The 12509-nt window shown below is 79.1% G+C and carries 8 protein-coding genes; 2 read left to right on the top strand and 6 right to left on the bottom strand.

Annotated elements, in window-relative coordinates; translation table 11 throughout:
* Positions 1-76: 76 nt before the first annotated feature.
* On the bottom strand, positions 77-1315 hold the full coding sequence (locus tag H6H00_RS12375) for a type VII secretion-associated protein (RefSeq protein ID WP_185721410.1): 1239 nt from the start codon (positions 1313-1315) through the stop codon (positions 77-79).
* Positions 1316-1325: 10 nt separating this feature from the next.
* Entirely contained in the window at positions 1326-5237 is a 3912-nt protein-coding gene (gene eccCa, locus H6H00_RS12370) for a type VII secretion protein EccCa (RefSeq protein WP_185721409.1), read from the bottom strand.
* A gap of 111 nt (positions 5238-5348) precedes the next feature.
* Here eccCa and eccD point away from each other — a divergent pair, with 111 nt between their 5' ends.
* Both eccD and mycP read left to right on the top strand, forming a co-directional pair.
* On the top strand, positions 5349-6908 hold the full coding sequence (gene eccD, locus H6H00_RS12365) for a type VII secretion integral membrane protein EccD (protein ID WP_185721408.1): 1560 nt from the start codon (positions 5349-5351) through the stop codon (positions 6906-6908).
* Entirely contained in the window at positions 6905-8257 is a 1353-nt protein-coding gene (mycP, locus tag H6H00_RS12360) for a type VII secretion-associated serine protease mycosin (protein ID WP_185721407.1), read from the top strand. The genes eccD and mycP overlap by 4 nt, the downstream gene beginning before the upstream one ends.
* 56 nt (positions 8258-8313) lie before the next feature.
* On the opposite strand, the gene eccB is transcribed toward mycP, so the two are convergent.
* Genes eccB through H6H00_RS12340 form a run of 4 tightly spaced genes read right to left on the bottom strand, consistent with a single transcriptional unit; the run spans position 8314 to position 12501 of the window.
* Entirely contained in the window at positions 8314-9708 is a 1395-nt protein-coding gene (gene eccB, locus H6H00_RS12355; protein WP_185721406.1) for a type VII secretion protein EccB, read from the bottom strand.
* 50 nt (positions 9709-9758) lie between these two features.
* Positions 9759-10673 (bottom strand): isopenicillin N synthase family dioxygenase, encoded by a 915-nt coding sequence (locus tag H6H00_RS12350; protein ID WP_255425709.1) that lies wholly within the window; start codon positions 10671-10673, stop codon positions 9759-9761.
* Positions 10670-11101 (bottom strand): nucleoside deaminase, encoded by a 432-nt coding sequence (locus tag H6H00_RS12345; RefSeq protein WP_185722378.1) that lies wholly within the window; start codon positions 11099-11101, stop codon positions 10670-10672. Before H6H00_RS12345 ends, H6H00_RS12350 begins: the two co-directional genes overlap by 4 nt.
* Before the next feature lie 8 nt (positions 11102-11109).
* Positions 11110-12501: a purine-cytosine permease family protein gene (locus H6H00_RS12340; protein ID WP_185721404.1), complete on the bottom strand. Its 1392-nt coding sequence runs from the start codon at positions 12499-12501 to the stop codon at positions 11110-11112.
* Positions 12502-12509: the final 8 nt, after the last annotated feature.

The following is a 12509-nucleotide window of genomic DNA, read 5'->3' as shown; positions in this document are numbered from 1 at the left end:
CTCCGTACGGTGGACCGTGCCAGTGCCGGGGGCCGCCGCGCGGCCGTTCGGGGAAGCGGTGTGCTGGCGCGAACGGTCAGCCGCCGCGGATCGTGGCCACGACCAGCCCGCAGGCCCGCTCCACCGCCGCCGCACCCGCCGGGGTGTGCCGGCAGCCGACGCTGAGCTGGGTGCCGGCGTCGAGGACGACGTACCAGTCGACCTCGGTGGCACCGTCGCGCTCCCGGTACGCGGTGACGGCGCGCCCGCCGAACCGCGCGGCCGGGTCGTAGCCGGACAGGCCGGGCCCCGCGGCGTCGAACTCCGCCCGGAGCTCGGCCGCGGCCCGCTCGGGCTCGGCGGACGCGTCGTAGCCCAGCGGGGTGGCCTCGACGGCGATCAGGTCGCTGCCGTCGGGGGCGTCGACGGGGGTGAGCAGGCTGCGGCGCCGCTCCGGCAGCCCGCCGGTGTGCGCCCAGCCCGGCGGCACCGCGAGCCGGTAGCCGTACTGCGCGAGCAGCCCGTCCGGCGGCGGCTGCGGCCCGGGATCGACGGACCGGCCGAGCAGGTGGAGCGTCCCGAGCACGGCGACCGCCGCGGCGACGGCCAGCGCCGCCCGGACCGGACGCCGGGTCCGCGACGGCGCGGCGGGCAGCCACCGCACGGCCGGGGCCGCCACCGCCGGGCGCGGCGGGCCGGGCCGCACCGCGAGGACCGCGGCCGCCTCCGGCCGGGCGGCCACGGTGACGTCGCGGAACCCGGCCGCGTCGAGGTGCTCGGCCAGGTCCGGGGTGCGCGCACCGCCCCCGACGAGCAGCACGGGCACGCCCGGCCCCCCGGCGACGGCCCGCACCGCCTCGACGACCTCGGCCCAGGTCGCGGCCAGCGCGGCCCGCACCTGCGACGCCGTGACGGCGCCGCCGGGCTCCCGCAGCGACGCCGCCTCCCGGATCCGCCGGGCCCGTCCGGGATCGCGGGTCGGCCCGGCGAGGGCCCGGTCCAGCCGGTCACCGCCCGGAGCGCCGCGCCGGGCCACCACCCGCCCGTCGCGGACGCGGCTGACCTCCGTGCCGGCCGCGCCCACGTCGACGACGACCAGCTCCCGCCGGCCCGCCGCGACCGCGACGGCGACGGGGACCGCGGCCACCGGTCCGGGCCACGCCGCGGCCGGTGTCCCGACGAGCACCACCTCCGCCCCGGCGTCGACGAGCCCGCGCAGCAGGACCGGCAGCGGCACGCCCGGCTCGGCCGGCACCTCCACGACCCGCGGGACCCCGTCGGGCCCGGGCCGGGCGACCCGGACGACCGTCGACCCGATCTGGACGGCGACCCTCACGACCGGCGCCTCACGCGCCGTCCGCGGGCGGGATCCACGCCAGCTGGACCCGGCGCGCCCCGTGCCTGCGGTCGACGAGCGTGCCGCGCCCCGGCGGCAGCGGCGTCGCCTTGACCGTCTCGACCAGCGCTCCCTCCTCCGGCCGCCCGTTCATCACCAGCCCCGGGGTGGCCAGCTCGCGCAGCCGCCCGAGCACCGGGTCGAACATCGCCCGCCCCGCGCCTCCGCACCGCCGGGCCACCATCAGGTGCAGCCCCACGTCCTTGGCCTGGGGCAGGAACTCCAGCAGCGGGAGCAGCGGGTGGGCGCCGCCGTGGCCGCCGGTGGGTGCGACGAGGTCGTAGTCGTCGACGAGGACGAACACCTCCGGGCCGCTCCACCAGGACCGTTCGCGCAGCTCGCGCGGCCCGACGTCGGGTCCGGGGAGCCGCCTGCGCAGCGACGACGCCACCTCCCGGACGGCGTCGGCGGTCGCGTCGGGCGTGCTGGTGTGGCCGATGAGGTGGCTGTCCGGGACGGCCCCGAGCAGCGTCCGCCGGTGGTCGACGACGACGATCCGCGCCTCCGCGGGCCGGAACCGCTCCACGATCCCGCGCGCGAGCAGCCGCAGCAGCGTGGTCTTGCCGCTCTCCGCGTCGGCGAAGCACAGCAGGTGGGGCTCGGCGGCGACGTCGAGCTGCACGAGGGCGAGCCGCTCCTCGTCGACGCCGATCGGCAGGCCGGCCGACCCGGGTTCGGGAGCGGGCAGCCGGTCGTGGTCGAGCCGGTCGGGCAGCTGCCGCACCGGGGCGAACCCGGCGTCGGGCCAGGTCGCGGCCACGTCGGCGACGAGCGCGGCGGTGTCCGACCCGGTGAGCCGCGGCGCGGCGAGCACCATCGCCGCGCCGTCCGGGGCCAGCCCGTGCCCGGGCCGGGCGGGCACGGCGGCGGCCCGGCGGCGGTCGACCTCGGAGTCGGTGGCGTCGCCGAGGCGCAGCTCGAGCCGGCTGCCGAACAGGTCCTTGAACGCCGGTCGCAGCTCGCTCCAGCGCCCCGCGGTGACCGCCAGGTGCACCCCGAACGACAGTCCCTGCGCGGCGACCGGGAGCAGCCGCGTCTCCAGGTCCTCGAAGTCGTGGCGCAGCGTCAGGTACCCGTCGACGACGACCAGCACGTCGGTGGCCGGTTCGGCCCCGAACTCCCCCGCCGCCCGCCGCTCCCGGAACGCCTCGATCCCGACCACCCCGGAGTCGCGGAACAGCCGCTCCCGCCGGGCGAGCAGCGCGCAGACCTCGGCGACGGTGCGGCGCACCAGATCGGGCTGCAGCCGGTCGGCCACGGTGCCGACGTGCGGCAGCCCGCCGAGGGGGGTGAGCGCGCCGCCGCCGAAGTCGAGGACGTGCACCCCCAGCTCGACGGGCGTGTGCGTGAGCGCGAGCCCGAGCACGGCGGTGAGCAGCGCGGTCGACTTCCCCGACCGCGGCCCGCCCACCACCGCGAGGTGCCCGGCGGCCCCGGAGACGTCGAGCAGCAGCGGGTCGCGGCGCTGCTGGTAGGGCCGGTCGACCAGCGCCACCGGGACCCGCAGCGCACCGCCGCGCCCGCCGGACGCGGCCAGCCCGCGACCGGGCAGCGGACGCGGGACGCCCACCAGCTCGTCGAGCGGCGGGGGGTCGCCCAGCGGCGGCAGCCACACGCGGTGGGCGGGCGGGCCCTGCCCGGCGAGGGCGTCGAGGACGGTCTCCAGCACCGTCGGGTCGTCCTCGGGCTCCGCCGGGTCCGGACCGGGCTCGGCGGGCGGCGCGACCGGCCGCACCCCGAACGGGTGGGCGCGCCGCTCGGCCGGGCCCCGCACCCGCCGCGGGACCCCCGCCGGCCCGGACACGTAGGCCGCCCGGAACCGGACCAGCTCGTCGGTTCCGGTGGACAGGAACGCCGAGCCGGGCGTGGCCGGGAGCTGGTGCGCGTCGGGCACCCCGAGCACGGCCCGCGACTCCGCGGCGGAGAACGTGCGCAGCGCGATCCGGTAGGACAGGTGCGACTCCAGCCCCCGCAGCCGCCCCTCCTCCAGCCGCTGCGAGGCCAGCAGCAGGTGCAGCCCGAGCGAGCGGCCCAGCCGGCCGATGGTGACCAGCAGCTCCAGCAGCTCCGGTCGCTGGGCGAGCAGCTCGGAGAACTCGTCGACGACGACGACCAGCGCGGGCAGCGGCGGCAGGTCGGCCCCCGCGCGCCGGGCCGCCGCGTAGTCCACGACCCCGACGAGGTTGCCCGCGGCGCGCAGCAGCTCCTGGCGCCGGGTGACCTCACCGGCCAGCGCGTCGGCCATGCGGTCGACCAGCGCCAGCTCGTCGGCCAGGTTGGTGATGACGGCGGAGACGTGCGGCAGCGCCGAGAGCCCGAGGAACGTCGCACCGCCCTTGAAGTCGACGAGCACCAGGTTGAGGTCCTCCGACGAGTGGGCCGCCGCCAGCCCGAGCACGAGCGTGCGCAGCAGTTCGCTCTTGCCCGAGCCCGTCGCCCCGATGCACAGCCCGTGCGGGCCGCTGCCGCCCTGCGCGGACTCCTTGAGGTCGAGGTGCAGCGCGGCCCCGCTCTCGTCCAGGCCGATCGGCACGCGCAGCCGGTCGGTCTCGGTGCGACGCCGGCGCGCCCGCAGCGCGGCCACGCCGTCGGGCCCGTCCGCCAGCCCGAGCAGCGCCGGGAGGCCCGCCGCGGCGCGCGGCCCGGTCGCGGGGCCCGCGCCGCCCGGCCGGTAGCGGGCCAGCCTGCGCGCGAGCGCACGGGCCTCGGTCACGCCGAGCGCGTCGGGCCGCCCGATCGCGTGCGGCGCGTCGGACCCGTCGTCGCCGCCGGTGCGCTCGACGGTCGACGGCCCGACCAGCAGCCGCACCACCGACGGCGACGGCCGCCGGCCCGGCGGCGGGCCGACCCGCAGCACCGTCACCCCGGCCACCGCGGCCCACGGACCCGGACCCTCGACGACCTCGTCGACGACCACGAGCAGGTGCGGCTCCCCGACCCCCGGGCCCGCCGGACGGCCGGCGAGCTCGGTGACCCACCAGCGGCGCACCTCGTCGGCGTCGGCGGTCAGCATCCGCAGCGGCCCGATCGCGTCGCGGCGCCGCGGGTGGGCCGTGTGCGGGAGCCACTTCGCCCAGTCCCACTCCGCGGCCAGCGCGGTCGGGGCGACGACGGCGAGCAGGGCGTCGGCCGGGCTGTGCCACAGCGCGTACTGCGCCACGACGGCCCGGGCCAGCGCCCGCGCGGGCCGCAGGTCGGCGGAACCGGCGGAAGGCTCCAGCCACACCGTCGAGCTGGACCGCAGCGCCAGCGCGACCGGCAGGTCGGGCACCACGGCGTGGCCGAGCAGGAACCGGCGCAGCGCCAGCGCGGTGATCGGCTCGATGCCCTCGACGGGCCCGGTCCGCGGGGCGACGAGCCGCGTCGCGAGCCGCTGCGGCCCGCGCCCGACGCGCACGCGCCCGAAGTCGGGATCGGCGGGCCGCCGCTCCCACAGCCGCCCGGCCGCGAGCACGACCGGCCACGCCCCGGCCTCGGGGTGCACGGTCTCCAGCGCGGCGCGCTGCTGCGCGGCGATGCCGCGGACCCGGCGGCGCAGCTGGGCGAGGTAGCGCAGGTAGTCGCGGCGGTCCTCGTCGACGGTGGCCGACCGGGCGCCCCCGCCCCGGCCACCGGACCCGGCGACCAGCATCCCCAGCGTCGACATCATGAACATGCCCCCGAACAGCCACGACGTGGGGTTGCGGACGCCCAGCGCCGCGATGAGGACGACGGACGCGAGCACCATCACCAGCGGCAGCAGCCGCGCCGCCACCCCCGCCGGGACGACCCGCTCCGGTTCGGGAGGGGGTTCGAGCGCCAGCTCGCCCGCGGGGGTGCGCGGCACCGCGCGCTGCGGCCGGACCACACCGATCGTGCCCATCCGCCCACCTCCACGAGTTCTCCGGAACGCCCACGGGAGGGCCCCGGCGCGGCGGATAGTAGGCAGCCGAGCCCGCCCGGCGGGGCGTAACGGAGAAACCCGAGGAGCACGATGCCGACCGACCCGGCCCCCGCCTACACCCGGCTGACGGTGCTCGCGCCGCGCACCCGGGTCGACGTCGCGCTGCCGGCCGACGTGCCGCTCGGCGAGCTGGTGCCGATGGTGCTGGAGCTGGTCGGTGAGCCGGGTCCGGGGCACCGCCCGCTGCCGTGGCGGCTGACGGGCGCCACCGGCGGCCCGCTGCACCCGGCCGCCACCCTCGACGAGCTGGGCGTCCTCGACGGTGAGCTGCTGCGCATCGGCCCCGACGCCGTCCCTCCCCCGGCCCCGGTGTTCGACGACCCGGTCGACGCGCTGGCCGCGGGCGTCGGTCGCCCGGCGGGCCCGGCCGGGCTCCCGGCCGGCCCGGTCGTCACGGTCCTGCTCGCCTGCTCCGCCGCCGCCGTCCTCGCCGGGGCACCGGCCGGGCCGTGGGCCGTCGGGGCCGCGCTCGTCGGCGGGGCCGCCGCGGTGGCGGCGCTGGCCCGTGCCGCCGCGGTGCTCCGGCGGCCCGACGGCGCCCGCCCCGGGTGGGACGCCGGGTGGGTCGACGAGGACGAGGACGACGACGGCCACCCGGCACCCGGTGGCCGCGCTCCCGGCGGATCCGGGAGCGGCGGGCCGGGCCGTGGAGGGCCGGGCGGCGAAGGGCCGGGCGGTGCCGGGCCGGGGCCGGAAGGCGGGCAGGCTCGGGCGGCGGAGCTGCGGACCGCACGGCACCGGACGGCCACGACCGCCGCACTGGCGGCCGTCCCGCTGGCCGCCGGAGCCGGGGCGGCGGCGACGGCGGGCCTACCCGGTGCCGCCGGGCTGCTGCTCGCCGTGACGGCGGCCGGGGTCGCGGCGGCCGCGGGCCAGGCCGTGCTGCGACGGGTGACGCCCGTGCTCGTCGGCGTCGTCGTCGCGGCCGTCCCGGTGGCGATCTCGGCCGTCCTGCACCTGCGCCTGGGCATGTCCCCGGCCGTCCTGTCCGCCGGTCTCGGCGCCGCGGCGCTGCTCGCCGGGCCGCTGCTGCCGCGGGCCGCGCTGCGCCTGTCGGGGCTGCCGGGCCCCGTGGTGCCCACCGACGCGGGCGAGCTGACCGGAGCCGACGACGGGCCGGACCTCCTGCCGCCCGCCGAGCTGTCCCGGCGCAGCGACCTCGCCCGCGGGTACCTCACCGGGCTCGTCGGCGGCTGCGCGGTGGTGGCCGCGGCGTCGGTCGTCCCGGCGGCGGCCGGGGGCGGCTGGGCGGGCCCGGTGCTGGGCGCGGTGGTCGTCGCGGTGCTCGGGCTGCGTTCCCGCGGCTTCGCCGACCCCGCCCCGGCCCGCGCCCTGCTGGCCTGCTCGGCCGTCGCCGGGGTCGCGCTGGCCGGGTACCTCGCCACGGTCTCCGGCGGGCCGGGGCGGCTGCTGGTGGGCGTGCTCGCCGTCGCCGGCGCCGGCGTCGCGGTCGCCGTGGGCGAGGGCGGGCGGCCGCCGTCGCCGGTCCTCCGGCGGGCCGTCGACGTCCTGGAAGGCGTCCTGGTCGCGTCGGCGGCACCGTTGGCGCTGGGGGCGATGGGACTGTTCGCGCTGGTCCGCGGGCTGTGAACGGCATCGGGGCGGCCGTGCTGCTCGCCGCGCTCTCCGTCGTCCCGGCGGCGCTGCCGGTGCCCGCGCCCGCCGGCGGGCCGGTCCTCGTCGGGTCCGCTGCCGCCCCGGTCCTCCGCGCCCCCGACGACGACCGCCCGCAACCTCCCCCGGTGCAGGTCGCACCGCCCGCCGGCCGCGTCCCCGGCCCGGCGGCGGGCCTGCGCTCACCCCGTTCCTGCTCGCCGCCCGCGGCCGGGCCGACCGCCGGCACCGACCCTCCGCCCGCGCGGCGCCTCCAGCTCGCGGCGGCGCACCGCATCGCGACCGGGGCCGGCGTGCTGATCGCGGTGATCGACACCGGGGTCGCCCCGCACCCGCGGCTGGCGGGGCGGCTGCGCGGCGGGGGCGACTACCTCACCGGCGGCGACGGCCTCGACGACTGCGACGGCCACGGCACCGCGGTCGCCGGGCTGCTCGCCGCGAGCCCGTCGCGCGACGACGAGGTGGTCGGGATCGCCCCGGGCGCGGAGGTGCTGTCGATCCGGCAGTCCAGCCCGTCGTACTCGGTCCCGGCCCCGGACGGGACGCGGCGCCCCGCCGGTGACCTCGCCACCCTCGCCGACGCGGTCGTGCTCGCCGTGCGGTCGGGCGCCGACGTCGTCAACGTCTCCGAGGCGGTCTGCCTGCCGCCGGACCGGGCCGCGGTCGAGGGCGCGGAGCTGCACGCGGCCCTGCGCCTCGCCGCCGACGCCGACGTCGTGGTCGTCGCCGCGGCCGGGAACACGGGGGTGGGGCTCTGCGCCGACGGCGTCGGGCAGGTCGCCCTCCCCGGCTGGTACGACGAGCTGGTCACCGTCGGCGCCACCGGGACCGACGACGCCGCGGCCCCGTTCACCGTCGCCGGGCCCTGGGTCGACGTGGCCGCCCCCGGCACCGGGATGCGCTCGCTGGCCGTCGACGGCGGCGTCACGGCCGACCCGGTCGCGGGCACGAGCTTCTCCGCGCCGCTGGTCGCCGGGCTCGCGGCGCTCGTGCGCGAGCGGTTCCCCGAGCTGAGCGCGGCGCAGGTCGTCGACCGGATCCGGGCCACGGCCCGGCATCCCGCGGGCGGCCACGACGACGCGCTCGGCCTCGGCGTGCTCGACCCCGTCGCCGCCCTGACCGCCGAACCCGCCGTCCTCCGCGTCCCGGATCCCCCGGGCGGGGAGCCCCCCGCCGAGGTGCCCACTGCCGTCCTCGCCGGCACCGGGCCGGGTCGCGGCGCGGACGGTCCGCCGCCGCCGGTCGACCTGGCCGCGCCGGCCGTGCTGCTCGCCGCCGTCGCGGTCGCGGCCGCCCGCCTGCGCGACCGTCCGCGCCGCGGCTGAGCCCGCGCACCCCGGCCCCGCTCGCCCGGGCGGTCGCGCTCCCACCGGAGCCGCGGTCAGCCCGGCAGCACGTCCACCGTCCGCTGCGCGTCCGCGAGGTCGAGCGTCGGGCCCACGGGCAGCAGCCGCACCGCCCACTCCGGCGCGGGCTCCGCCCTCGTGACGCCCAGGGCCTGCGCGGTCGCCTCGTCCGCCACCCCGTGGGCGACGCCCGACGCGGACACCAGCCACAGCGGCCCCGCCCCGCCCGCCCGCCCGGGCGCGGTCGCCCGCACCGCACCTCCGCCCGCCGGGGTGAGCACGACGGCGTCGACGAGCTCCCCCGCGCCGTCGGCCTGCACCAGGTCGACCCCCGCGGCACCGGGCGGCACGGGGAGCGCCGGGCCCACGTGCACCGCGGTCCCGCCCGCCGCCGACCACACCGCGCAGACGACGGGCGCCTCGCCCGGCTCCCGCACCGCGGGCACCGCGTCCGGCCAGCCCGCGACGTCGAGCTCCTGCACCGACCCCAGTGCCGTCAGCACCTCGGGCTCCACCTCGACCACCCGTGCGCCGGCCGCGCGCAGGGTCTGCGCCACCAGCGGGGGCACCGCCTGGGCACCCCCCGCGAGCACCACGTGGTGCGTCGAGGGGCCGCCGCCGACCGGGCGGCCGACCAGGACGTCGCCCACCTCGACCGCACCGGCAGGCGCTCCGGCCCCGACGATCCGCGGGGTGCGCAGCGGCGCGCCCTCGGGCAGGGCGTTCAGCAGGGCCGCCGACGCCGCGCGCGGCTCCCGTCCGTCGAGGCCCAGCGTGCCGACGACCGCGCGGTCGGTGAGGTCGATCCGGTGCCGCACACCCCCGGTGACCAGCCAGGTGTCACCGTCGCGGACCGCGAGCAGCACCGCGTCGGGCGACGGCGCCACCGGTTGCGCCCCGCCGACGACGGTCGTGCGCGGACCGCGGCCGGAGTCCGGGTCGTCCGCGTCGCACACCGCCCAGCGCGGGGGGATCACCGCGTCCCCCAACCGCACGGCGGTGGCGCCGGGCACCGCGGCCGTGGGGGTGCGCGCGGCGGTGTCGAGGTCGGCGTCGGCGACGAGCACGGGGACGGCCGCGGCGGGATCGCCCCGGCCCAGCGCGGCGAGCACCAGCCGCCCGGCCGGGAGGTTGGCGACCGGCACCAGGCGGTCGGGGTCGTGCGCCACGACGTACATCGCCCCCGACCCCGCACCGACGACGACGTCCTGCTGCGTCCACGTCGGCCGCGGCGCGACCTGCGCCCAGACCGCCACCCCGCCGAGGGCGAGCACCCCGAGCAGCGTCCCGGCGAGTGCGGCCCGGCGCTGCGCGCGCAGCTGCTCGTGCAGCGGCACCGGGTCGCCGCGGACCAGCGCCGCCTCCATCCGCCGCAGGCCGAAGCGGTAGGCGTCGACCTGGTCGCGGGTGGCCGGGGCCCTCGTGGACACCCGGCGACGCTAGCCCCGCACGCCCGGCGCCCGTGGGCGTTCCGGGGAAGTCAGCCGACCGAGATCGCGTCCAGGCGCTCGCGCAGGAACGGCGCCGAGACCACCGGCTCCAGGTCGGTGCGCCGCCCGACCGGCGGGGCCAGCGGGGTGACGAGCGCGTCGTGGTCGAGCTCGAAGAAGAAGACCAGCGAGATCAGCTCCTCGTGCGGCGTCCCCGCCTGCGGGGGCAGCACGCGGTGCCGCCCGGACCGCCAGCGCATCCCGGTCCAGTGGGCGAGGAGGTCGCCCACGTTGACGGTGAACGCGTCCGGGTCGTACGGGGCGTCCTCCCAGCCGCGGGCGTCCGTGTGGACCTGCAGGCCGCCCGCACCGGGCTCCCGGTCGAGCACGGTGACGGTGCCGAAGTCGGTGTGCGGCCCGATCCGGAACTGCCCGGGCGCGGGCGCCCCCACCTCGGTCAGCGGCGGGTAGCGGTTGATGTTGAACGTCCAGGTCGGGGTCGACGTCCTCAGCGGCTCGACGCCCAGCGCGGCCCCGCACAGCTCCAGCAGCTCCCCCGACACCCGGGTCATCCCGGCCAGGTACCGGGTGGCCGCGGCGTGCAGCGCGGGCACCTCGGCCGGCCAGACGTTCGGCGGGAACCACACCTCGTCGACGGCCGGGTCACCGGTCGGGGTGTCCGGGCCGATCGCGAACGACTCCTTGAGGTCCGGCGGGTGCTCCCCGCCCTCGACGCCCGCGTTGGCCTCGACGCCCGGCGGCAGCCAGCCGCGGCCGCCGACCCGCACCGCGTACGCCCGCTTCACGGCCTCGGGCAGCGCGAAGAACGACCGCGCGGCCGCCCGCAGCTCGGCGCGCAGGGCCGCATCGACCCCGTGCCCGGTGACCAGCAGGAACCCGGCCTCCTGCAGCCCGGCGTCCACCGCGGCCGGGTCGGGGTCGCGCAGGTCGACCGTGGCGATCACGGGACCTCCCCGATGTCCTCGAACCACAGCTCCGGGCGGGCCGCGATGAAGTCGGTCATCAGCCCGACGCAGCGCTCGTCCTCCAGCACGGTGACGTCGACGCCGTGCTCGGCCAGCCAGTCGTGGCCGCCGCAGAACGTCCGCGCCTCCCCGACCAGCACCGCGCCGATCCCGAACTGGCGCACCAGCCCGGAGCAGTACCAGCACGGCGACAGGGTCGTCACCATGACCGTCTTCCGGTAGTCGCGCTGGCGCCCGGCGGCCCGGAACGCGGCGGTCTCGGCGTGCATCGACGGGTCGCCGTCCTGCACGCGGCGGTTGTGGCCGCGGCCGAGCAGCGTGCCGTCGCTCGCGAACAGCGCCGCGCCGATCGGGATGCCGCCCTCGGCCAGCCCGGCCCGGGCCTCCTCGACGGCGACGTCCAGCATCTCGGGGTTCACCGGGCCATGCTCCGGCGGAACAGGGCCGCGTACAAGCCCGCCGACACCGCGATCCCCACGAGGAACGTCACGTCGCCGACGCCGGGCAGCACCCGCGGCACCAGCCCGGTGAACAGCGCCTGATTGGCGAAGAGCCCCACCGACACGACGATGCCCGCCACCAGCGCGATCAGCCCCGCCGGGTTGCGGAAGCCGCGGTCGTAGAACACGTCGACCGGGACGGAGCCCCGCCGCAGGTACTGGTCGGTGAGCACCACCCCGAGCCACGGCCCCACCCAGTAGACGATCACCAGCAGGAAGCCCTCGTACCCGGCCGCGGCGTCGCCGAGCGCGACCAGCGCGATGAGGAACCCGACGATCCCGAACGCCACCGCCACGACGGCCCGCGCCCGCTCCAGCCGGATCGGGAACCCCATGGCCAGGAACGCCATCGCCCCGGAGTAGACGTTGAGGACGTTGGCCGCCACCGCACCCAGGGCGATCGCCACCAGGGTCAGACCGGCCAGCACGCCGGGCAGGATGCCGACGTAGGCGCTCGTCGGGTTCTCCGACAGGCTCCCGGCCGCGGCCGCCGCGCTCACCGACGCCGCCCCGACCACCATGAGCAGCGACGTCGACGCGAACAGCCCGCCACCCGCCGCGAGCCCGACGCGCAGCCGCGGGCTGTCGGCGGGGAGGTAGCGGGCGTAGTCGGCCGCGTACGGGCTCCAGCCCGCGGTGTAGCCGAACACCGCGCCGAGCGTGAGCAGGAAGCCGCCGATCCCGCCGGTGCCCCCGTCCGCCGGCACGAACGACGGGTCCGACGACGCCAGCACGATCACCGCACCGATCCCCAGCACCACCGCGAGCACCGGGAACGCGACGCGCTCGAACGCCTGCACCAGGTTGTGCCCGAAGAACGCGACGGCGACCTGCACCAGCACCACGACCACCAGCCAGAACGGTGCGGGCAGCCCGGTCAGCGAGTCGAGCGCGAACGACGCGCTGACGCTGTTGACCGCGAACCAGCCGAAGCCCGACGTGATCGTCATGAGCCCCGCGGGCAGGATGTTGCCGCGGTAGCCGAACGCGAGCCGGCCCAGCACCATCTGCGGCACCCCGGCCGACGGCGCGCGGGCCGACAGCACGCCGTGCGCGATCCCGGCCATCCCGTTCCCGAGCAGGATCGCGGCGACGGCCTGCCCGAACGTCAGCCCGAACACCTGCACCGACAGCACGCCGACGAAGATCGTGGCGAACTCGAGGTTCGGGGAGGTCCAGGTCCAGAACAGCTGTCGCGGGCGCCCGTGCCGCTCGGCGTCGGACACGGGTCCGTTGCTCCCCGGCTCGACGGCCACGATCTTCGAGCCGTACACGGGAGCGAGGTCGGGCGTGGGTTCGGCGGTCATCGGCTGTG

It is taken from the genome of Pseudonocardia petroleophila (genome assembly GCF_014235185.1).
GTDB lineage: Bacteria > Actinomycetota > Actinomycetes > Mycobacteriales > Pseudonocardiaceae > Pseudonocardia > Pseudonocardia petroleophila.
This window is presented reverse-complemented; position numbering and strand designations above follow the sequence as displayed.

What these genes read in the sequence shown, in the direction of transcription:
- H6H00_RS12340 (WP_185721404.1), bottom strand. Translation starts at nt 12,501, where the DNA reads ATGACCGCCGAACCCACGCCCGACCTCGCTCCCGTGTACGGCTCGAAG.
- H6H00_RS12345 (WP_185722378.1), bottom strand. Translation starts at nt 11,101, where the DNA reads ATGCTGGACGTCGCCGTCGAGGAGGCCCGGGCCGGGCTGGCCGAGGGC.
- eccCa (WP_185721409.1), bottom strand. Translation starts at nt 5,237, where the DNA reads ATGGGCACGATCGGTGTGGTCCGGCCGCAGCGCGCGGTGCCGCGCACC.
- eccD (WP_185721408.1), top strand. Translation starts at nt 5,349, where the DNA reads ATGCCGACCGACCCGGCCCCCGCCTACACCCGGCTGACGGTGCTCGCG.